The following is a 20,147-nucleotide window of genomic DNA, read 5'->3' as shown; positions in this document are numbered from 1 at the left end:
CGGAGCGGTAGGCGGCTGCTCGACACGGGGGTGTCCGAGGCGGTCGCTGGTTCGGCCAACGGGGAGACGTACAATCGCACCGTTGGTTATATGTGTACAGGGGTGCGGATTGCCCCCGTCGCACGACAACATTGCACAGCCGTATGCACCCGTCGCGTGGCGTCGGTCTTCGGTAGTGGCCTATCGGCAGCGAGTTGGCGCCGTCGGGCTTCGATCGATGACCGCCTCCGCGTCGCCGTGTCCAAGGGGATTCGGCCGGGTGTGCGCGCCGCAGCCAGGAGGGTTGCCGCGCGTCCGTACCCGGTACGGCTGACGACAGCCGGATCGCGCCAGCGTGCGCTGGAGCCGGCGAAGACGAGAGGTTGAGAGAGAAGAATGACCGAAACAACTGAACGCAAGAGCTCGGCCGTCGAGGTCGAGCCGGGCGTGTTCGAATCCGTAGCGCTGATCGACAACGGCAGCTACGGCACCCGCACCATCCGGTTCGAGACCGGACGCCTCGCCAGGCAGGCCGCCGGTTCGGTCGTCGCCTACCTGGACGACGAGACCATGCTGCTGTCGGCCACCACCGCGGGCAAGCAGCCCAAGGACCAGTTCGACTTCTTCCCGCTGACGGTCGACGTCGAGGAGCGGATGTACGCCGCGGGCCGCATCCCCGGGTCGTTCTTCCGCCGCGAGGGCCGCCCCTCCACCGACGCGATCCTGACCTGCCGCCTGATCGACCGTCCGCTGCGTCCGTCGTTCGTCGACGGCCTGCGCAACGAGATCCAGGTCGTGGTCACCGTGCTGAGCCTGGACCCCAAGGACCTCTACGACGTGGTGGCCATCAACGCCGCGTCCGCGTCCACCCAGATCGCGGGCCTGCCGTTCTCCGGCCCGGTCGGCGGCGTGCGCGTCGCGCTGATCCACGACGGGGCGGGATCCCAATGGGTGGCCTTCCCGACCACCGAGCAGCTCGAGGGCGCGGTATTCGACATGGTCGTCGCGGGCCGCGTGGTCGAGTCAGGTGACGTCGCGATCATGATGGTCGAGGCGGAGGCGACCGAGAACGTCATCGCGCTGGTCGACGGCGGTGCGCAGGCGCCGACCGAGGCCGTCGTCGCCGAGGGGCTCGAGGCCGCCAAGCCGTTCATCGCCCGCCTCTGCCGCGCGCAGCAGGACCTGGCCGAACTGGCCGCCAAGCCCACCGAGGAGTTCCCGCTCTTCCCGCCGTACGGCCGGGACGTGTACGAGGCCGTCGAGGGCACCGCGAAGCGTGAGCTGGGCGAGGCGCTGAGCATCTCCGGCAAGCAGGAGCGCGAGGAGAAGATCGACGAGATCAAGCTCGCCGTGCTCGACCGCCTGGCCGACGACTACGCCGGGCGGGAGAAGGAACTGGGCGCGGCATTCCGCTCCGTCACCAAGAAGCTGGTCCGTCAGCGGATCCTGTCCGACGGCTTCCGCATCGACGGCCGCGGGCTCGCCGATATCCGCGCGCTGTCCGCCGAGGTCGCTGTGGTGCCCCGGGCGCACGGCTCGGCGCTGTTCGAGCGTGGCGAGACCCAGATCCTGGGCGTCACCACGCTGGACATGGTGAAGATGGCCCAGCAGGTCGACTCGCTCGGCCCGGAGACCAGCAAGCGCTACATGCACCACTACAACTTCCCGCCGTTCTCCACCGGCGAGACCGGCCGGGTGGGTTCGCCCAAGCGTCGCGAGATCGGCCACGGCGCGCTGGCCGAGCGGGCGCTGATTCCCGTGCTGCCCAGCCAGGAGGAGTTCCCTTACGCCATCCGTCAGGTGTCGGAGGCGCTGGGATCCAACGGCTCCACCTCGATGGGTTCGGTGTGCGCCTCCACCCTGTCGCTGCTCAACGCCGGTGTGCCGCTGAAGGCGCCGGTCGCCGGCATCGCGATGGGTCTGGTGTCGGACACCATCACCAACGACCAGGGTGAGGAAGAAGTCCGCTACGTCGCGCTGACCGACATCCTCGGCGCCGAGGACGCCTTCGGCGACATGGACTTCAAGGTCGCGGGCACCCGCCAGTTCGTCACCGCGTTGCAGCTGGACACCAAGCTGGACGGCATCCCGTCGCAGGTGCTGGCCGGCGCGCTGAGCCAGGCCCACGACGCGCGCACCACGATCCTGGACGTGATGGCCGAGGCCATCACCACCCCGGACGAGATGAGCCCGTACGCGCCGCGCGTCACCGCGATCAAGATCCCGGTCGACAAGATCGGCGAGGTGATCGGCCCCAAGGGCAAGGTGATCAACCAGATCACCGAGGACACCGGCGCCAACATCTCCATCGAGGACGACGGCACCGTGTTCGTCGGCGCGACCGACGGCCCGTCCGCGCAGGCCGCGATCGACGCCATCAACGCCATCGCCAACCCGCAGCTGCCGAAGGTCGGCGAGCGCTTCCTGGGCACGGTCGTCAAGACCACCGCCTTCGGCGCGTTCGTCTCGCTGCTGCCGGGCCGCGACGGTCTGGTGCACATCTCCAAGCTGGGCAACGGCAAGCGCGTGGCGAAGGTCGAGGACGTGGTGAACGTCGGCGACAAGCTGCGGGTGGAGATCGCCGACATCGACAATCGCGGCAAGATCTCGCTCGTGCCGGTCGAGGAGAACGCCGAGGAGACCGGCGACGACACGGCCGATGCGGGTTCGGCCGGGACCGAGTAGTACTTGTCTCTGTGACGAAGAAGAAGACGACAACCCCTCTGCTCAGCACCGGGCAGGGGGGTTCGTCACTCGAGCTGCGGGCGGACTCGGACAGCGGCGTGCGGCGTACCGTACTGCCCGGCGGATTGCGGGTGGTCACCGAGCATCTGCCCGGGGTGCGTTCGGCGTCCGTGGGTGTTTGGGTCGGTGTCGGGTCGCGTGACGAGGGCCCGAGCGTCGCGGGAGCTGCCCACTTCCTGGAGCACCTGCTGTTCAAGGCGACGCCGACGCGGTCGGCCCTGGACATCGCCGAGGCGATGGACGCGGTCGGCGGCGAGCTGAACGCGTTCACCGCGAAGGAGCAGACCTGCTACTACGCGCATGTCCTGGACGACGACCTGCCCTTGGCGGTCGACATGGTCTCCGACGTGGTGCTCAACGGCTTGTGCCGGGCCTCGGACGTGGACGTGGAGCGGCAGGTGGTGCTCGAGGAGATCGCCATGCGCGACGACGACCCCGAGGACCTGGTCGGCGACTCCTTCTTGGCGGCGTTGTTCGGCGATCATCCGATCGGGCGTCCGGTGATCGGCTCGATCGAATCCATCGAGGGGATGCGGGCCGCGCAGCTGCGGTCGTTCCACCTGCGGCGTTACCGGCCGGACCGGATGGTGGTCGCGGTCGCGGGCAACGTGGAGCACGACCACACCGTGGAATTGGTGCATCGGGCCTTCGAGAATCGGCTCGACCTGGCGGCGGCGCCCGCCCGGCGGCGCGAGGGCCGGTTCCGCCCACACGGCGACCCGCAGCTGCACTGGAGCCATCGCGACAGCGAGCAGGCTCATCTGGTGTTCGGCGTGCGCGCCTTCGGGCGGCACGAAGGGGACCGGCGCTGGCCGCTGTCGGTGTTGAACACCGTGGTCGGCGGCGGGTTGAGTTCCCGTCTGTTCCAGCGCATCCGGGAGGAGCGCGGACTGGCCTATTCGGTGTATTCCAGCGTGGACACCTTCGCCGACACCGGAGCGTTCTCGGTCTACATCGGCTGCCAGCCGGAGAACCTCGGTCAGGTGGCGGCACTGGCCCGCGGCGTTCTCGAGGAAGTCGCAGCCGACGGCATCAGCGACGCCGAGTGCGCCCGCGCCAAGGGCTCGTTGCGCGGCGGGCTGGTGCTCGGTCTGGAGGATTCGGCCTCGCGCATGAACCGGTTGGGGCGCAGCGAACTCAGCTACGGCAACCACCGCACCGTGTCGGAGACCTTGGCCCGCATCGACGCCGTCACGACCGAGGAAGTGTCGGCCGTCGCGCGGACCTTGCTGGCGCGGCCGTTCGCCGCGTCGGTCGCCGGACCGTACAAGCGCACCCGTGATCTGCCCGCTGCCGTCCGGCGGCTGGTGCCGAGCTGATCCGCACGCGGGCGCGGGGTTGCCGCTTGGCGGAGCATCCCCCGCCGCGATACTGTTTCGGCCGCCCGGCCGTCGGTTCTTCGCCGGAGGGCGCTGAACTCGATTGTCCGGGTGTCGGATCCGGCGATCTCTGGCAAGGAGTCGAGATGAACCGAACAAGTCGTGCCCTTCGCGTGCTCGGCGCGGTTTCGCTGTCCGTCGTCGTGCTGGCCGGGTGCGGCGGAACGGACGCGGACGCGGGCAAGCCGGGTGAGCCGACCGAGGCCGCACTGCGCACGGAAGCCACGAAGATGACCGAGGCGCTGGCGAGTCACGACTACGCCGCCGCGTACCGATTCCGTTCCGCGCGTTGCAGGCTCACGCTCAACGAGGACGACTACGTGGCGTCCATGGCGCAGCTGTACGACGGCCGGGACCTGAAGTCGAAGCCGTCGGAGATCACCGTCACCACGTCCGGATCGACCGGGACGGTCACGGTCAAGAATTTCGACGCCCGCGCCGCCCAGGACGACTCGAAGCCCAAGACCTGGACATTCGTCGACGGGCAGTGGCGCTTCGACAACTGCTGACCGCAGACCCGCTCGGCCGGGTCATTCCGGCCGGGCGCGGTTGGCGGCCGCCACGATCGTCGGCACCAGTCCGGGCAGAGCGGACTCGAGTTCGTCGGTGCGCAGACGCTGGCAGGTCTGGCCGTCGATGACCAGGCGCTCGATCACGCCCGCGTCGCGCAGGATCTTGAAATGGTGGGTGGCGGTCGACTTGTTGATCACCTCGTAGAGCGCGCCGCAGCGGACCGCCGTTCCCGCGTTGCTGAGCCGGCGCACCATTTCCAGGCGCACCGGGTCCTGCAGCGCGCTGAGCACCGCGGGCAGGGTGGCCACCGGGGGCGCCTGCTGGTCCGCGTCTCGGACATCGACCATGATCTGGCTCACTCTCGGGTTTGATGATTGTCGTACCGGATGTATCGTCGACTGCTGTTCGATCATCATCAAACCTACCTGATCGGAGTTCCGATGGCAGCGACGATGGCGGTGGCCGTCGACGAGCAGACCTCACAGCGCTGGGCTTACGCCCTGGTGCTGGCGGCCAGCGGCGTGGCGCTGGGGGTTTCGGGCGTTCCCGCGCCGCTCTACGGCATCTATCAGAAACAGTGGCATCTCTCGCCGCTCACCACGACCATCGTGTTCGCGGTCTACGCGGTGGCCGCCCTGGGTGCGGTGCTGGTATCCGGGCGGATCTCCGATGTGGTCGGCCGGAAACCGGTGCTGCTCGGCGCCTTCGCCACAATGGTCGCCGGATTGCTGGTATTCGTGCTCGCCGACAGTGTGCCCATGCTGCTGCTGGCCCGTGCGCTGCACGGCGTCGCGGTCGGCTCGACCGTGGTCGCGGGCGCGGCCGCGCTGCTGGATCTGCGTCCGCACCGCGGCGCGCGGTCCGGGCAACTCAGCGGCGTCGCGTTCAACGGGGGAATGGCGGTGGCGATCTTGGGCTCGGCGCTGCTGGCTCAGTACGCGCCGCATCCGTTGCGGACGCCGTACGTCGTGATCACCGTCGTCTGCCTCGCGATCGGCGTCGGCGTGCTCGCGCTGCGCGAACCGCATTCGGCCCGGGTGGCCGGGCGCATCCGGATCGCGAAACCCGCCGTGCCGCCGGAGATTCGGGCCGACTTCTGGTTCTCGGCCATCGGCGTGATGGCGGCCTGGTCGGTGCTGGGAGTGCTGCTGTCGCTGTACCCGTCGCTGGCCACGCAGCAGACCGGCATCCACAACTTGGTTTTCGGCGGCGCCGTCGTCGCCTCGACCGCCCTCTCCGGCGCCACCGCGCAACTGTTCGCGACCGGCGTGCCCGCTCGGCGGGCCGCGATCCTCGGCGACACCGGCATGGCGCTGGCGCTTGTGCTGACGGTGCCCGCGCTGGCCACACACAACTGGGTGGTGGTGCTCGCCGCGGGCGTCGCGCTGGGCGCGACCTTCGGACTCGGTTTCGGCGGATCGCTGCGCCACCTGTCGGATGTCGTGCCGCAACACAAGCGCGGCGAGACCATGTCGGCGTACTACTTGCTCGCCTATTCGGCCATGGCGCTGCCCACTATCGCGGCCGGTTGGGCGGCCACCACCTGGGGCCTGAGCGCCGTGTTCCCGTGGTTCGTCGGTGTCGTCGCCGTCGCCTGCCTGATCGCGGCCGGTCTCGGCCTGCGCCGCGACCGGTCTGGGGTCGTACGGCCATAGCGGCGATTGGCTTTTTGTCACGAGTGTCCGCTAATGTTCTGTGTCGCATCACGGTCACCGCGATGCGAATGCGGATGTAGCGCAGCTGGTAGCGCATCACCTTGCCAAGGTGAGGGTCGCGGGTTCGAATCCCGTCATCCGCTCCACGAAATCACCCGGCCGCTCCGCCGGGTTCACGCGATCACATCCAGTCGATGGTCACTCGCCATCCCCGGTGGACCTGCTGTGCGGTACCGGCCAACCAGCGTAGAACGTGTATCAGTCGCCTGGTGAGCGGTTCCCCTGACTCGCGCGGGTGTGCACCGGTCTGTGGTCAGCGGTGATCGAGCAGATCATCGATGTCGCGTACGACGTCTCGGGCCCGTACGCCCGCGACGAACGACACGTCGTGCGGGCAGCGGGGGAGTTCTTCGTCGGTGCAGTCGCGGTGGCAGACCGGGCAGGCCGTGGTCCACGACATCAGCACCCGGTCACGGGCGCGGCCGAGCGGCCCGGCGTTGATCACGTTGCCGATCCAGAAGATGCCCACGGTCGGGGTACCGAACGCCCTGGCCAGATGACGGGGTCCGCTGTCGTTGCCCACGAAGATCGCACTGCGGGCCAGGACGCCGCACAGCGTGGGCAGCGGCGCGCCGATCAGCGTGCGGACCTGCCGGGTCCGCACGCCGTCGGACGATCGCGCGCCGATACGCCAGCGGAGGTCCTCGACGAGGTCGCGATCGGGCTCCGAGCCCAAGAGGACGACCGCCATGTCCCGGTCGAGGCAGTGGCCGGCGACCTCGGCGAAGCGTTCCGGAGGCCATCGGCGGCGGGGATCTCTGGCTCCGGGATGAACGGCCGCGACCGGCCCGTGCAGGCCGCGCAGGATCTCGGCGGCGGCGGAGCGATCCGCCGGCGTCGGCTCGAGGTGGGGTTCGAGCAGCACGGGCGCCGCGCCGGCCAGGCCGACCACCTTTAGCGCTCGCAAGGTCTCGTGCTGGTAGTAGCGGAACGGCAGCATGCGGGACAGGGGAGCGGCCCCTTCGGCGCGGGAACCCACCGTCCACCGTGGCCGCAAGCTGGTCAGGAAGGGATTCGACCACGCGCCTCCGCCGTGCAGCTGCACACCCAGATCGATCGGGCCCAACCGGTGCCCGCCCGTGCCTCCGTCGCTGCCCTCCCCCTCGACGACCACCACCTCGTCGACGGGGCCTGGCCGGTCGGCCAGCAGCGCGGCGTGCTCGGCGGAACCGAGCAAGATGATGCGGGCGTCGGGATACCTCGCCGCCAGCGCATGGATCGCGGGTAGGGCGAACAGCAGATCGCCGAGACCGCCGCCGCGCAGTACCGCGATGCGCCGCACATCGGGGAAGGTCTCGCCGAGCGGGCCGAGCACCGGACGAGAGGAGACGAGTTCCGCATCGATCGCGCTCGTCTGTCCCATGCGACCTCCTGTGGAGATGATCCGACGGCCCGGAACGAATGTCGTCGTTCTACCCGGGGTCCGACGGCACAAACCGCGCCGCATCCGAGACGGAATGTTTCGGCGCGGTCGGTCCGGGCATGTCCGCACGTGCGGGCTTCGCCGTGAGGCCCGGATCGGTAACTGCGCGTTCCATCCAATCGTCCTCGGCGAACGGAGACAGCAGTGCAGATCGTCACGGTGTCCGAGCACGCGGGCCCGACGGCCGGATCCGGTGGCGACGGCCGTGGCGGGAGCGCCGCCGAAGCCCGGCACCTGTCGGCCGACTTCGGGTCTTCCCAGCTGGAGCGGCCGTGATGGCAGCGGGCGACCCGCTCGTCGTGATCGGCGACGCGCTGCTCGACATCGATGTCGAGGGCCGCGCCGACCGATGCAGCCCGGATACGACCGCTCCCGTCGTCGACGTCGCGCACCGGACGTTCCGCCCCGGTGGCGCGGGATTGGCGGCCCGGCTCGCCGCGGCGCAGGAGCGCGAAGTGGTGCTGATCGCGGGCTTCGCGGAAGACGAGGCGGCTGCCCGGCTGCGCGGGCTGCTGGACTCGCACGTGCGGGTCATCGCCCTTCCCCAGCGCGGTTCGACGGTCTGCAAGCAGCGAGTGCGGGCGATCGGCCCCTGCGCCCCGAACGGCCACGCCCGTGCCCGGCAGTCCCGGCGGCCCATCCTGATCACCAGAATCGACTCCGGCGCCGGGCAGGTCGGCGCCGACCTGCTTCCCGACGAGGCGGTCGCCGTGCTTACGGCGGCGCGCGCGGTCCTGGTCTCGGACTATGGTGGCGGCGCCGCGGCCCACCCGCAGATCCGTGGGCTGCTGCGCGCCCACGCCGACCACGTTCCGATCGTCTGGGACCCCCATCCCCGCGGACCCGTACCGATCCCGGGCGCGGCCCTGGTCACCCCGAATCACGCGGAAGCGCTCACCCTGCTGTCCGGGCGGCTCGACGACGGACCTGACCTGTGGAGGCTCGCCAAAGGGTGGGCTGTCGGGGCGATCGCGGTGACCCTCGGAACGGAAGGGGCCCTGGTCTGCCTGCGCGCGTCGGGCAAACGCCTGCGCATCCCGCTTCCGTCCGTGGCAAAGGCGCCGGATGGCGCCGACACCTGCGGTGCGGGGGACAGCTTCGCCGTTGCCGCGGCAGCCCGCTTGGCCGAGGGGCGTGGACCGGAGAGCGCGGTGCGCCGCGCGGTGCTCGCGGCAGCCGAGTTCGTCGGGTCGGGCGCCGCCGCCGCGTTCTCGGAGACGGAAGCGGCGACGGTTTCCGGAGCGTCCGCCGCCTGGGACCGGCTGTGGACCTGATCCGCCTGCCTCGAAAACCTTGTGTACCAAGCGATCACCCCGAAGTTCGGAAACCGCGTCCTGCCTCGCTTTTCCGGCGGTAACCGAACCTCCTCGTGCCCGAGCCCGCCGCGGATGACATACTGGGTTCGCAGGTCACCGGCTGCCATCACGATGTGCGCGCGCCGGCCGTTGAGTCAACAGCGGATTCTCGGCCGAACGCGCCCGTGTCCGCGCGATCCCGTCGAAGGGATGGCGGCGGTGCCGTGGTGTCGCGGCCGCAAGCCCCTGTACCTCGGAGAGGCATTGCATTCATGACTCAACACGTGCAACCCCACATGTCCGATGTGCTCGCAGATAGCTCCATGCCGTCGGACCAGCCCGCGGTGGGAAGCTTCCGGTTCTGGTTCGCCACCCGTCGCTGGGAATGGTCGGCCGAGGTGTATCGCATGCACGGCTACCGGCCCGGTGAGATCGAGCCCACCACGGAGTTGTTGCTGGCGCACAAGCACCCGGACGACCGCACGCACGTCGCCGAGATCATCGAGCGCGCCATCGACCGAGGGGAGACCTTCTCGAGCAGGCACCGGTTCATCGACCTGTCCGGTCAGGAACACACCGTGCTCGTCGTCGCCGACCGGATCCTGGACGACGCCGGCACCGCCGTCGGCACCTCCGGTTTCTACGTCGACCTCTCCGGCACCATCGCCGAAGCGCACCAAGCCATGCTCGCCGCGACCCTGCCCGGACTCTACGAGAATCGCGCGGTGATCGAGCAGGCCAAAGGGGTGCTCATGCGCATCTATCAGATCAGCGCAGATCAGGCGTTCCAAGTGCTGCGCTGGCGTTCTCAGGAGACCAACACCAAATTGCGAGCGCTCGCCCAGCAACTGATCGCCGAACTTCCGCTCGTCCCGCCGCCACCTGCGGACCTGGTCGCCGCGTTCGACCACATCCTGCTCACCGTCCATCACCGGATACCGCCCGACTGATCGTGCGAGAGGCAGTCCCCCGGCGGTGCGGGCATTTCGTTTTTCGGACCGATGTTCCGTGGGACTTCGTCTAACGCGCTGACATGCACGTCGATGGCTGTCAGGCTCGAGCATGCGGTCTCGTGCCGACACCGGCCGCGGGAGGTGCGCATGACCTGTCAGTACGGCGTGAAAGGCATCCGGACCGCGGATGGTCTGCTCGTGGTGACGCACGGTGAACTGGACGCCGCGAGCGCCGACGAGTGCTTCACCGCGATCATCGATGTCGTCGAAAACTACTGCGACACAACTGCGAATCTTACTTCGGTCGTGATCGACCTCTGCGAGCTGCGTTTCCTTTCCTGCGCGGGCGTCAGTATGGTGCTGCGGCTGGCGGGATGGGCTGCGCGATCGGGCATCTCGGTCGGCATGACCGTGCCCGAAGACGGCCCTGTGCGGCGCATCGTGGACGTCCTCGGAGTGGGACGGAGCGTGCCGGTCGTCGCGTGCCCGGCGCCTGCGGTACACGGCGGTGCCCACGACCCGCGTGAGTGCCGTACGTCCGGAGTTCCGCTCCGGCGGCGTCCGGCGCTGACCCGCGGTCCCGAGAACGCAGATCCACGCTGTCGGCCGTCCGATTTACGAATAAGACCGCCCACGAGCGCTTGAGGCAGCCGCCGGGCGGTATCCCGCGATCATCGCCTCGTTCACCACCGGTGAGCGCGTCGATCGCTGGAGAACGGGAATCGAGGAAGCTCATGTCATTGGCGACCGCGAACCACAGGACCGCCACACCCCGCCGGACGCGGCGCGGAACCGACAGCTACGACGGCATCGAACCGTGGCTGGAGAAACTGTCCGCGATGGACGAGAACGATCCCGAACGCTCGCGATTGCGGGAAGCGATTCTGCGGCGGTGTCTACCGCTCGCCGAGCACATCGCCCGTCGCTTCGTCGGTCGCGGGGAAAACTACGACGATCTGTACCAGATCGCGGCTGTGGGGCTGGTGCTCGCGGTCGATCGGTTCGACCCGGCGCGGGGACCGTCGTTCCTGTCGTTCGCGGTCCCCACGATCATGGGCGAGGTGCGTCGCCACTTCCGCGATCACAGCTGGGCGGTGCGGGTGCCGCGCCGGATCAAGGAGATCCAGTTGACGATCGGCCCGGCCGTGGAGCGGCTCTCCCAGCGCCTGGAACGGATGCCGACCGCGCTGGAGATCGCCGTGGAGTTGAACCTCGACCTGACGGAAGTCACGCAAGCGCTGCTGGCAGGCAACGCCTATTCCACGAACTCGATCGACGCCGTCGTCGAGGACGACGACACCGGCAGCACCTCGGTCCGGATCGCGGAGACCTTCGGCGAGGAGGACCCGTCCTACGAGTTGACCGACGAGGCCCTGGCGATCGCTCCGCTGCTCGCCGAACTGCCCGAGCGAGAGCGGCGCGTGCTGCACATGCGCTTTTTCGAATCGCGCACGCAAGCACAGATCGCCGCGGTGCTCGGCGTCTCGCAGATGCACATCTCCCGGGTGCTGGCACGGACGCTCGCCGAGCTGCGCGAGCGCGCCATGCGGGACTGACCGCGGTCGCCCGGACTCGTCGCGGGCCGAAGGCCCCGCCGCGTCACGCGCTGAGCGTCGTGTGCGGGGGTCGGCCGTACGCGCCGCGATAGGCGGTCGCGAATCGTCCCGGGTGAGCGAAGCCCCAAGCCGCGGCGATGGAGGTCACTGTGTGCCCGTCGTCGGGCGAGAAGTCGCGCAGTTGTTCGTGCGCCCCGCGCAGGCGAAGCCGCCGCAGATACGCCATGGGCGTGGTGTCCAGATGGCGGCGGAACGCCAGTTGCAGCGCACGGGCGCTGACATAGGAGGCCGCGGCGATGTCGGCCACGCTGATGTCCTCGCACACATGTGCCTCGATGTACGCCACTGCGCGCCGCACGGTGTCGGGATGGGCGTCGTTGCGGTCGCTCGCCGTCGGATCCAGGTGTGCGGTGCTCGGCAGGGTGTGCAGCACGGTGGCGGCCAGGTACTGCACGGCGGTGGATGCGATCAGCCGCGCCTCACTGGCCACAGGATCCGCGGCGAGACCGCGCATATGCCCCAGCACGTCGGACAGATGCTTCGCCGCGACCGCGGAGACCGGGCGATGACCCGTCAGGCGAACCGGCTCCAGGTCGTGCTCGGGGCTCGCGGCCGCCACCCGGGTCAGCAGCGCGGGATCGAACATCGTGATGCGGTAGCGGGCGTGGTGGACCACCCCGGAGTACGGCAGGTCCGGTGGCGTGAGCAGCCCGAGTTCACCGGGCTGGAAGAAGTCGGTGGTGCCGTCGGCATAGTTCTCTTCGATCGATCCCGAGTCCACCTCGCACAGGCAGATCTTGCCCAGCGGATGAGCGTCGTACTTCATGTCGAAGCTCAGGTCGAGATCATCCAGGCTGACCGGACCGAGCATTTTCCGGGTGATGTCCGTGCGCACCGCCACACCGGTGCTGGTGCCGATCCGCATCCTGGTGTAGTTGGAATTGAGGAATTCCTCTGTGTCGCCCAAACTGTCGCTGTGGAAGGCCAATGACTCCATTGCTGCGACACTCCTGCTGTTTCGATAAGGCATCCCGCCCAGCACGTCGTAAAAGGTTTGTCGAGCGACTCTGCTTCGACGTGCGGCCTGGTCACAACCGTGGTCGATTCAGGCGAGGCGCGTGGTTGGTACCACCAACTGCGACGAGGCTCCGATCCCGCACGCACCGAGATGAGGTGAATACCCGCTCCGGCTGCGTTTCAACCGTCGGGAGACTCCTACTCTACCCGCCGCGCGGCGATCGCATCGGGCAGCTGGGAGGAGCACGGGCGGGTGGCGCGGGCATCGACGTGTTTCGTCCGCACCTCAGCGGCCACCCTGACCACGAAGGGCGCGGTGGCGTCCTTCGACAACGCCGTCCCGAGAGACGAGGAGGTCCTATGGTTTCGCAGGACACGATCGCGCAATTGCGCCAGGACATCACCACCGCCTCGGACGCGGGTGACGAGGCGAATGCCGAGCGCCTGCGCCGTGAGCTCGCCGAAGCGATCCGGGAAGCCGACAAGAGCGGCGAGACCGAGCAGCGGTGACGGATCGGCGGACGCGCAGGCCGGCTGCTGCCGGCCTGCGCGCCGATCATCCCGCGCTCTCCCGGTTCTCGAGGCCGACGGCGTCGGTGAGTTCGCGGCGGTGACGCAGGAGTTCGGGGTGCTCGGAACTCAGCTCGCGCATCAGATCGCCCAGCCCGTCGGCGATGGCGTTGAGCTTCTGCTGGATGGCGGCGTCGGAGCGGCTCTGGGTGTTCTGCAGCAACGCGACGAGCAGGAACGTGATGATCGTCGTCGCGGTGTTGATGACCAGTTGCCAGGTGTCGACGCTCGGCAGCAGGAAGATCGTCGGCGCCCATACCAAGACCAGGATCACACAGAAGACGAAGAATCCCGCTTTGGAGGCCAGTGCGCTGGCCGCTGTCGCGAAGCGGTCGAACACCGACAGTTTCCCCTTGATGTCCGACGGCATGGTGGCGGGCTTTCCGGCGACGGGGTTTTCAGTGCGCTGAGCCATGCGAATCCTCTCGAAAATGCCCGATCCAGACGGGCTTCGATTTACCTGACCGGACGGGTTCAAACGCCGTGTGCGGCGTGGCTGTGTCACCGATGCGCCGGCGCTTCCCCGCGAAACCCTTGCGGTTGTCGCTCATTCGTCCGGCTCGTCGCGCGGCGGCAAGTAGGGCTCGGCCTCCTCGGGGTGGCCGCCTGCGATGCTGCGCGCACGCGCGAGTTCGGCATCGAGTTCCGCCCCCAGCAGGATCGCGATGTTCGAGATCCACAGCCAGACGAGGAAGACGACCACGCCACCAAGAGAGCCGTAGACCCGGTTGTAGGAGCCGAAGTGGCCGACATAGAAAGCGAACCCCCAGGACGCGCCCGCCCAGAGGAGAACGGCTATGGCGCTACCGGGCGTCAGCCAGCGGAATCCCGGCTGCCGCACGTTCGGCGCCGCCCAGTACAGCAGGGCGAAGACCAGACCGATCAGTGCCATCATCACCGGCCACTTGACGATGCCCCACACTGTGATCGTGGCGTGCCCGAGGCCGAGCCACCGGCCGATCTGCTCGGCCAGCGAACCGCTGACGACGACGCCGACGGTGCAGGCGCCCAGCAGGACCACCACCGCGGCGGTCAGGGCGACCCGCACCGGCACGGTCTTCCAGACCGGCCGCCCCTCCGCGATGTCGTAGATGGCGTTGGTCGCGCGCATGAACGCGCCGATGTAGGCGGACGCGGTCCACAGCGCCGACGCCAATCCGAGCAATGCCAGCGGTCCGGCGGGTGCTTGCGCTTGCTCTATGTTGTTCACCGCGTCGACAAGCAGATCGGTACCGCTGCCCGGCGCGATCTCGCGCATGGTGTCGATCAGCGCCTTGGTGTCGTCGCGTCCCAGCATGCCCAGTCCTGCGGTCAACACGATCAACCCCGGAAACAGCGACAGCACGCTGTAGTACGTCAGCGCCGCGGCCCAGTCGGTGAGATTGTCCCTTTGGAACTCGCCGACCGACCGCTCGACCACGCCCCACCACGACCGCCACGGCAGATCCGCGGGCCCGCGCAGCCGGCGTCGCACCGCAAACCTCTTCTGCAATCCCTGCGCCACCCGCCTCACCTCCGCTCGCGACGGATACCCGGCAGGTGGGCTCCGAAACAGATTCGGAGGCAGTGATGTTCGATGATTTCGGCGCACTCGATGGGTGCTGGGCGCGGTGCGCGGAGGGCGGAAAATCCGTTGTTCCCCGTAGCGCGGAACCGTAACGTCGCTCGAGTTTGTCCACCGATCGACCGAAGGAGACCCATCGTGGAACCCGTCACCGAACGCGACATCAGGTCGTCGTTCGTCAACTGTTCGAAAGGCGACGCCAAACGGCTGCCGGTACCCAAGGACCTGGACGAACGGCCCTGGGCGGATCTGGACTTCCTCGGCTGGAGCGATCTGTCTCTGCCCGGGCGCGGGTACCTGGTCGTCCCGCGGGACGACCGCTTGGTGGGCGTGGCGCTGCGCTATGCGACCGGCGGCACCGGCCGGGCGCAGATGTGCACGATCTGCCTGACCACCCATACCGGCGGCGGGGTCTCGCTGATGACCGCGCACAAGGCGGGCGAATCCGGCCGTAGGGGCAACTCGGTCGGCACCTACATGTGTACCGATCTCGCTTGCTCGCTCTACGCGCGCAACAAGAAGCGCCCCGCACTCGGGAGCCGATACCGCGAGGACCTCACGCCAGAAGAGAAGATCGAGCGGGTGCGCGACAACCTGAACACGTTCCTGGCGAAGCTGTACGCCTGATTCTCGCGCCCATCCACCGGCAGCCCGTGCGCTGCCCGCCAGAACGGAGGTAGATGCCATGTGCCGACATTCGACAACCGCACTATCGAGCCACCTCGAGTCGCCTCACACCGCAACGGGACTCGGGGTGGCCGTGATTCCTCGCCGGTCGAGTCGGCCCGGAGCGCCCGGGTCGTCCCGTCCGGCGAGGAATCACCGCTCCGGAGATACCGAGCGCATCAGCCCGTCGGTTCGTCGTGCGCGGGTTCCCACACCGCGGGCAAGCTGGGGGCGCCGGGGACCAGAACGCATCGCGCGCATCCCGACGCTGGGAAGGGTCAGGTCGGTGCGGACTCGGTCTCGTGCACCGTCAGCCAGCGAACCGCGCCGGGGTCATCGGTGGTCAGCACGGCGGTCACCCGGCGGCTGGTGACGCTTCCGGCCGTCCGATGTGTCTCCAGGAATCGCACCACCGCGATGTCGCCGGAGCGCAGGAGTTCCTCGACTTCGGACACTTCGATCGCCAATCCGGGCAGAGCGTTTCGCGCGCCGCGGACACCCGCGAGCAACGCGCCGCGCCCGAGTACTTCGCCACCGGTCGTCACCATGCTGAACCGCTCGTGCTGCGCCGCGGCGAATCGCTCGAACACCTCCGCCTGCGCTTGCGACCCGAGCCACGTGGCGAGGTCGGCGTGCAACCGCTCGACCGCATCCACCAGATCCACACCCATGCGCGGCATCGTACGCAGGCGGCGACCGACGTGGCGAGGAGCGGCGACCGTCCCATGTGCCCGGACCGCAGGGCGCGGTAGCGTCGGCGGCATGAAGATTCGTGGAGCGGTCCTGGAGCAGATCGCGGCGCAGGCGCCCTTCGCCGAGTCGGCGCCCATCACCGTGTGCGATCTGGAGCTGCGCGAGCCGGGGCCGGGAGAACTGCTGGTCCGGATCGAGGCGGCGGGGATCTGCCATTCGGACCTGTCCGTGGTGGACGGTAACCGGGTCCGGCCGGTGCCCATGCTGCTTGGCCACGAGGCCGCGGGCCGGGTGGAAGCGGTCGGTCCCGGTGACGGCGATATCGCGGTCGGGCAGCGCGTGGTCATGACGTTCCTGCCGCGGTGCGGTGAGTGCGCGGGGTGCGCGACCGACGGTCGCACGCCTTGCGTGCCCGGCAGCGTCGCCAACAACGCGGGCGAATTGCTCAACGGCGGCAGGCGGTTGTCCCGTGACGGCGCCGAGGTGCACCACCACCTGGGTGTGTCCGCTTTCGCCACCCACGCGGTGGTGGATCGCAGGTCGGTCGTGCCGGTCGAGGACGACGTGCCCGCCGAGGTCGCCGCCGTCCTCGGTTGCGCCGTGCTGACCGGCGGTGGCGCTCTGCTGAACTCGGCGCGACCCGGCGCCGGTGACCGGGTGATGGTCGTCGGCCTGGGCGGCGTCGGGATGGCGGCGGTGCTGGTCGCGGTGTCGCTCGCCGCCGAGGGACACGAGGTGATCGCGGTCGACACCGTGCCGGAGAAGCTGGCGCTCGCCCGGGAATTGGGCGTGCACGCGGCGTACACCCCGGCCGAGGTCGCCGAGCTCGGTGTGCAGGCCGAGGTGGTGGTCGAGGCGGCGGGCAACGTCCGTGCCTTCGAGACCGCCGTCGCCGCGACCGCTCCGGGCGGCACGACCGTGACGGTCGGACTGCCCGCTCCCGACGCCCGTGCCAGCATCTCGCCGTTGGCGCTGGTCGCCCAGGGGCGCTCCATCGTCGGCAGCTACCTCGGTTCCGCGGTGCCGTCGCGGGACATCCCCGAGTATGTCCGCATGTGGCGGGCGGGAAGTCTGCCGGTGGAGCGGCTCGTCTCGGCGCACGTCGGGCTCGACGAAATCAACCGCGCCATGGACGAACTCGCCGCGGGCCACGCCTTGCGGCAGGTCATCGTCTTCGACTGACCCGGCGCGTCGCAGGAGCCCGCTCGACCGCGGCGTGCGGCGCGCGTCGCTCAACCGGCGGGCCGGTCCATCCGGTCGACGAATCGCTCCAGCAGGCGGGCGAACTCGGCGCGCTCGGCGGGGGTCCAGTCGGCCATGGCGGCGGCCATGGCGGCGCGCCTGCCCGCTCTGGCCTCGGCCACCGCGTGGTTCCCGGCGGCGGTCAGGCGCAGGACCGAACGCCGTCCGTCGCGCTGATCGGCGACGCGTTCCAGCAGGCCGGAGGACACCGCCTGGGCTGCGAGGCGGCTGGCCCTCGGCTGATCCACGCCGAGCGCGGGAGCGAGCGCGCCGACCGTGTCGGCCGCGCCGTCGGCCACGGCGTCCAGCGCGCGGAACACCGCGACCGGAATCGCGCCGTCGCTCAGCGCACCGCGTGTCTGCCTGCGCCGGATCCGAACCATCGCCGCTTCGACGGCGACGGTGATCGCATCGTCCTCGTCCATTCGCTCACTTTGTCATGCCCGGAATTTATATGTAATACTACATGTAGTTGTTGACATGCATAGATTGGAAGTGGTCATGGCCGTTCATCGCCCCATCGGGTACTGGCTGGTGGAGCTCGATCGACTGATCAACCAGCGCTTCGACGAAGACCTCGCCTCGGGTCGACTCACTCGCAGGCGCTGGCAGGTGACGCACTCGCTGGCCGACGGACCTCAGCGCGCCGATGACATCCGCCACGCGCTCGACACGTTCTGGACCGACGACTCCGAATGGCCGACCGAACTGGCCGGACTCGTCGCCGACGGGCTGGTCTCCGACGACGGTGGCGTGCTGTCGCTGACCGCTGAGGGCCGCATCACTCACGACCAGGCATTCGTTCGGATCGCCGAGCGTAGAAGGCAATTCGCGGAGGGAATCAGTGACGAACAGTTCGCCGCGACCGTGCGGACCCTGCAGCGGATGGTCGAGAATCTCGGCGGCGCGCCGAACTCGGAGATCGGGGAACCGCAGCGGGCGCGATAGGCGGTTGCCGCCCTTTCGCGGGGCACTGTCGGGCGGCGGGTTCGCGGTCGGCCCGGCCCATTAGGCTGATCCCGACCGGAAACGGAACGAGGAGGTGCGGTGGCCATTCGGGTCGGAGTGCTCGGAGCGCGAGGCAAAGTCGGACAGGCGATCTGCGCGGCGGTGACGGCGGCGGACGATCTGGAACTGGTCGCCGCCGTCGACAAGGACGATTCGCTCGACGGGTTCGTCGCGGCGGATACCCAGGTGGTCGTCGACTTCACCCACCCCGACGTGGTGATGGGGAATCTGAAGTTCCTGGTGGAGCACGGCATCCACGCGGTGGTCGGCACCACCGGTTTCGATGAGGCTCGCTTGGCGGAGGTGCGGAGCTGGTTGTCGGGTCGCCCAGGAGTCGGCGTGCTGATCGCGCCGAACTTCGCCATCGGCGCGGTGCTGACCATGCGTTTCGCCGAGCAGGCCGCCCGGTTCTTCGAATCGGTGGAGGTCATCGAGTTGCACCACCCCAACAAAGCGGACGCGCCGTCCGGGACCGCCTACCGCACCGCGGGCTTGATCGCCGCCGCCCGGGACAAAGCGGGCCTGAACCGCAGTCCCGACGCGACGACAACCGAGCTGGAGGGTGCGCGCGGCGCCGAGGTGGACGGGGTGCGGGTGCATTCGGTGCGGCTCGCCGGTCTGGTCGCCCACCAAGAGGTGCTGTTCGGCACGCAGGGTGAGACGCTCACGATCCGGCACGACTCGATCGACCGCTCGTCGTTCGCCCCCGGTGTGCTGCTCGGCGTGCGTGAGATCGCGAACCGCCCCGGCCTCACCGTCGGGCTCGACCCGTTCCTGGACCTGTGAGCCGGCGGCGAGCGCCGCGGCGGGCTGGAGCGCGACCGTGAGCGGCTCGGAGCCTGCCGAGCGCAAGGGCAGCGGGGAAATCGTCAAGGTGGTCGCGCCGATCGCGGCGCTCATCTTGGTGCTCGTGTTCTATTTCCTGCTGCTCGGCCGGATCGCGTTCAGCCTGATCGGTTCGGGCGAGGTGGCGGCGATCGTGATCGGCGTCGGCGTGCTGATCCTGCCGCTGCTGGGCGTCTGGATCGTCGTGGCCACGGTGCGTGCGGCCCTGGCGCATCAGCAACTGGCGCGGCGCATCCACGACGAGGGCCTGGAACTCGACACCTCCGCGTTGCCGCGCCTGCCGTCCGGCCGCATCGAACGTGCGGCCGCCGACGAGCTCTTCGCGACGGTCAAGGCGGAGTGGGAGGCCGACCCGGACAACTGGCGCGTCTCCTACCGCCTCGCGCGCGCCTACGACTACGCCGGTGACCGCACCAGGGCCCGCGAGACCATGCGCCGCGCGGTCGCCCTGGAACGGCACGAGCGCGGCACCGACTGACGAGCGCGCGGGCCGATACCATCGCAGGGTGGCCCGGTTGCTGATCATCCATCACACGCCGTCCCCGCACATGCAGGCGATGTTCGAGGCCGTCGTCTCCGGGGCCACGGACCCCGAGATCGAAAACGTGGAGGTGGTGCGCCGAGCCGCGCTGGCCGTCACCGCGTCCGACGTGCTGGCCGCCGACGGATATCTGCTGGGCAGTCCGGCGAACCTGGGATACATGAGTGGTGCGCTCAAGCACGCGTTCGACACGTTCTACTATCCGTGCCTGGACTCCACGCGCGGGCGTCCGTACGGCATGTATCTGCACGGCAACGAAGGCACCGAGGGCGCCGAGCGCGGGGTGGCGAGCATCACCACCGGACTGGGCTGGGAGCAGGCCTCCGCCGCGGTCGTGGTCTCCGGTCCGCCCGCCAAGGAGGATTTGCAGCGGTGCTGGGAGCTGGGCGCCACGCTCGCGGCCGGGCTGATGCCCTGATCCCCCGAATTCTGGTGTCTGACC

General features: G+C 69.2%; 23 protein-coding genes and 1 tRNA gene. 17 read left to right on the top strand and 7 right to left on the bottom strand.

What is annotated here, in order from left to right; genetic code table 11:
• Nucleotides 1-375: 375 nt before the first annotated feature.
• From ACWESM_RS01765 to ACWESM_RS01755, 3 genes are all read left to right on the top strand, one after another.
• The gene (locus ACWESM_RS01765; RefSeq protein WP_355070130.1) at nt 376-2,664 is read left to right on the top strand and encodes a polyribonucleotide nucleotidyltransferase; all 2,289 of its coding nucleotides are present in this window, start codon (nt 376-378) and stop codon (nt 2,662-2,664) included.
• Nucleotides 2,665-2,702: 38 nt separating this feature from the next.
• Nucleotides 2,703-4,043, top strand: a complete 1,341-nt coding sequence (locus ACWESM_RS01760) for a M16 family metallopeptidase (RefSeq protein ID WP_355071003.1) — start codon at nt 2,703-2,705, stop codon at nt 4,041-4,043.
• 146 nt (nt 4,044-4,189) lie between these two features.
• The gene (locus ACWESM_RS01755; RefSeq protein WP_355070132.1) at nt 4,190-4,612 is read left to right on the top strand and encodes a hypothetical protein; all 423 of its coding nucleotides are present in this window, start codon (nt 4,190-4,192) and stop codon (nt 4,610-4,612) included.
• Between the two features lie 21 nt (nt 4,613-4,633).
• Here the strand turns inward: ACWESM_RS01755 and ACWESM_RS01750 are convergent, their stop codons facing one another.
• Nucleotides 4,634-4,963: an ArsR/SmtB family transcription factor gene (locus ACWESM_RS01750; protein ID WP_364426935.1), complete on the bottom strand. Its 330-nt coding sequence runs from the start codon at nt 4,961-4,963 to the stop codon at nt 4,634-4,636.
• A gap of 93 nt (nt 4,964-5,056) precedes the next feature.
• Between ACWESM_RS01750 and ACWESM_RS01745 the strand changes: the two genes are divergently transcribed.
• Both ACWESM_RS01745 and ACWESM_RS01740 read left to right on the top strand, forming a co-directional pair.
• The gene (locus ACWESM_RS01745) at nt 5,057-6,271 is read left to right on the top strand and encodes an MFS transporter (protein ID WP_452490706.1); all 1,215 of its coding nucleotides are present in this window, start codon (nt 5,057-5,059) and stop codon (nt 6,269-6,271) included.
• 70 nt (nt 6,272-6,341) lie between these two features.
• Nucleotides 6,342-6,417 (top strand) — tRNA-Gly (locus tag ACWESM_RS01740).
• Between the two features lie 167 nt (nt 6,418-6,584).
• On the opposite strand, the gene ACWESM_RS01735 is transcribed toward ACWESM_RS01740, so the two are convergent.
• Nucleotides 6,585-7,694, bottom strand: a complete 1,110-nt coding sequence (locus ACWESM_RS01735; protein WP_452490705.1) for a glycosyltransferase family 9 protein — start codon at nt 7,692-7,694, stop codon at nt 6,585-6,587.
• Nucleotides 7,695-7,898: 204 nt separating this feature from the next.
• Between ACWESM_RS01735 and ACWESM_RS01730 the strand changes: the two genes are divergently transcribed.
• The 5 genes from ACWESM_RS01730 (at nt 7,899) to ACWESM_RS01710 (ending at nt 11,558) form a co-directional block, all read left to right on the top strand.
• Nucleotides 7,899-8,030, top strand: coding sequence for a hypothetical protein (locus ACWESM_RS01730; RefSeq protein WP_364426928.1), 132 nt, complete (start codon nt 7,899-7,901; stop codon nt 8,028-8,030).
• On the top strand, nt 8,030-9,028 hold the full coding sequence (locus ACWESM_RS01725; RefSeq protein ID WP_452490703.1) for a PfkB family carbohydrate kinase: 999 nt from the start codon (nt 8,030-8,032) through the stop codon (nt 9,026-9,028). The genes ACWESM_RS01730 and ACWESM_RS01725 overlap by 1 nt, the downstream gene beginning before the upstream one ends.
• A gap of 344 nt (nt 9,029-9,372) precedes the next feature.
• Entirely contained in the window at nt 9,373-9,999 is a 627-nt protein-coding gene (locus ACWESM_RS01720) for a PAS and ANTAR domain-containing protein (RefSeq protein WP_452490701.1), read from the top strand.
• 150 nt (nt 10,000-10,149) lie between these two features.
• Complete coding sequence (locus ACWESM_RS01715; RefSeq protein WP_452490699.1) at nt 10,150-10,647, top strand: STAS domain-containing protein; 498 nt, start codon at nt 10,150-10,152, stop codon at nt 10,645-10,647.
• 89 nt (nt 10,648-10,736) lie between these two features.
• Complete coding sequence (locus ACWESM_RS01710) at nt 10,737-11,558, top strand: RNA polymerase sigma factor SigF (RefSeq protein ID WP_356961445.1); 822 nt, start codon at nt 10,737-10,739, stop codon at nt 11,556-11,558.
• A 43-nt stretch (nt 11,559-11,601) separates the two neighbouring features.
• Here the strand turns inward: ACWESM_RS01710 and ACWESM_RS01705 are convergent, their stop codons facing one another.
• Complete coding sequence (locus ACWESM_RS01705) at nt 11,602-12,555, bottom strand: helix-turn-helix transcriptional regulator (protein WP_452490697.1); 954 nt, start codon at nt 12,553-12,555, stop codon at nt 11,602-11,604.
• 380 nt (nt 12,556-12,935) lie between these two features.
• Here ACWESM_RS01705 and ACWESM_RS01700 point away from each other — a divergent pair, with 380 nt between their 5' ends.
• Entirely contained in the window at nt 12,936-13,085 is a 150-nt protein-coding gene (locus ACWESM_RS01700; protein ID WP_355070152.1) for a hypothetical protein, read from the top strand.
• Nucleotides 13,086-13,131: 46 nt separating this feature from the next.
• On the opposite strand, the gene ACWESM_RS01695 is transcribed toward ACWESM_RS01700, so the two are convergent.
• Together ACWESM_RS01695 and ACWESM_RS01690 are read right to left on the bottom strand one after the other, a co-directional pair.
• Nucleotides 13,132-13,560 (bottom strand): low affinity iron permease family protein, encoded by a 429-nt coding sequence (locus ACWESM_RS01695; RefSeq protein WP_355070154.1) that lies wholly within the window; start codon nt 13,558-13,560, stop codon nt 13,132-13,134.
• A gap of 132 nt (nt 13,561-13,692) precedes the next feature.
• Nucleotides 13,693-14,649: a YihY/virulence factor BrkB family protein gene (locus ACWESM_RS01690; protein WP_355070156.1), complete on the bottom strand. Its 957-nt coding sequence runs from the start codon at nt 14,647-14,649 to the stop codon at nt 13,693-13,695.
• A 198-nt stretch (nt 14,650-14,847) separates the two neighbouring features.
• Here ACWESM_RS01690 and ACWESM_RS01685 point away from each other — a divergent pair, with 198 nt between their 5' ends.
• Nucleotides 14,848-15,336, top strand: a complete 489-nt coding sequence (locus tag ACWESM_RS01685; RefSeq protein WP_364426907.1) for an FBP domain-containing protein — start codon at nt 14,848-14,850, stop codon at nt 15,334-15,336.
• Between the two features lie 317 nt (nt 15,337-15,653).
• Here ACWESM_RS01685 and ACWESM_RS01680 read toward each other — a convergent pair whose 3' ends face one another.
• Entirely contained in the window at nt 15,654-16,046 is a 393-nt protein-coding gene (locus ACWESM_RS01680) for a DUF4440 domain-containing protein (RefSeq protein WP_355070160.1), read from the bottom strand.
• A gap of 91 nt (nt 16,047-16,137) precedes the next feature.
• On the opposite strand from ACWESM_RS01680, the gene ACWESM_RS01675 reads away from it, so the two are divergent.
• A complete protein-coding gene (locus ACWESM_RS01675; RefSeq protein WP_397275683.1) occupies nt 16,138-17,250 on the top strand; it encodes an alcohol dehydrogenase catalytic domain-containing protein in 1,113 nt (370 codons plus the stop codon).
• A gap of 50 nt (nt 17,251-17,300) precedes the next feature.
• Here the strand turns inward: ACWESM_RS01675 and ACWESM_RS01670 are convergent, their stop codons facing one another.
• The gene (locus tag ACWESM_RS01670) at nt 17,301-17,735 is read right to left on the bottom strand and encodes a MarR family winged helix-turn-helix transcriptional regulator (protein ID WP_356961451.1); all 435 of its coding nucleotides are present in this window, start codon (nt 17,733-17,735) and stop codon (nt 17,301-17,303) included.
• Between the two features lie 76 nt (nt 17,736-17,811).
• Here ACWESM_RS01670 and ACWESM_RS01665 point away from each other — a divergent pair, with 76 nt between their 5' ends.
• The 4 genes from ACWESM_RS01665 to ACWESM_RS01650 all read left to right on the top strand — a co-directional run bounded on the left by ACWESM_RS01665 (nt 17,812) and on the right by ACWESM_RS01650 (nt 20,123).
• On the top strand, nt 17,812-18,258 hold the full coding sequence (locus tag ACWESM_RS01665; RefSeq protein ID WP_452490694.1) for a hypothetical protein: 447 nt from the start codon (nt 17,812-17,814) through the stop codon (nt 18,256-18,258).
• A 99-nt stretch (nt 18,259-18,357) separates the two neighbouring features.
• Nucleotides 18,358-19,104 (top strand): 4-hydroxy-tetrahydrodipicolinate reductase, encoded by a 747-nt coding sequence (gene dapB, locus ACWESM_RS01660; protein ID WP_397275686.1) that lies wholly within the window; start codon nt 18,358-18,360, stop codon nt 19,102-19,104.
• Between the two features lie 37 nt (nt 19,105-19,141).
• A complete protein-coding gene (locus ACWESM_RS01655) occupies nt 19,142-19,642 on the top strand; it encodes a hypothetical protein (RefSeq protein WP_364426890.1) in 501 nt (166 codons plus the stop codon).
• Nucleotides 19,643-19,670: 28 nt separating this feature from the next.
• On the top strand, nt 19,671-20,123 hold the full coding sequence (locus ACWESM_RS01650; protein ID WP_355070171.1) for a flavodoxin family protein: 453 nt from the start codon (nt 19,671-19,673) through the stop codon (nt 20,121-20,123).
• The last annotated feature ends 24 nt before the right edge of the window (nt 20,124-20,147 follow it).

It is taken from the genome of Nocardia sp. NPDC003999, assembly GCF_053604885.1.
The sequence above is the reverse complement of the archived record's forward strand: the minus strand, read 5'-3'. Positions and strand labels throughout refer to the sequence as shown.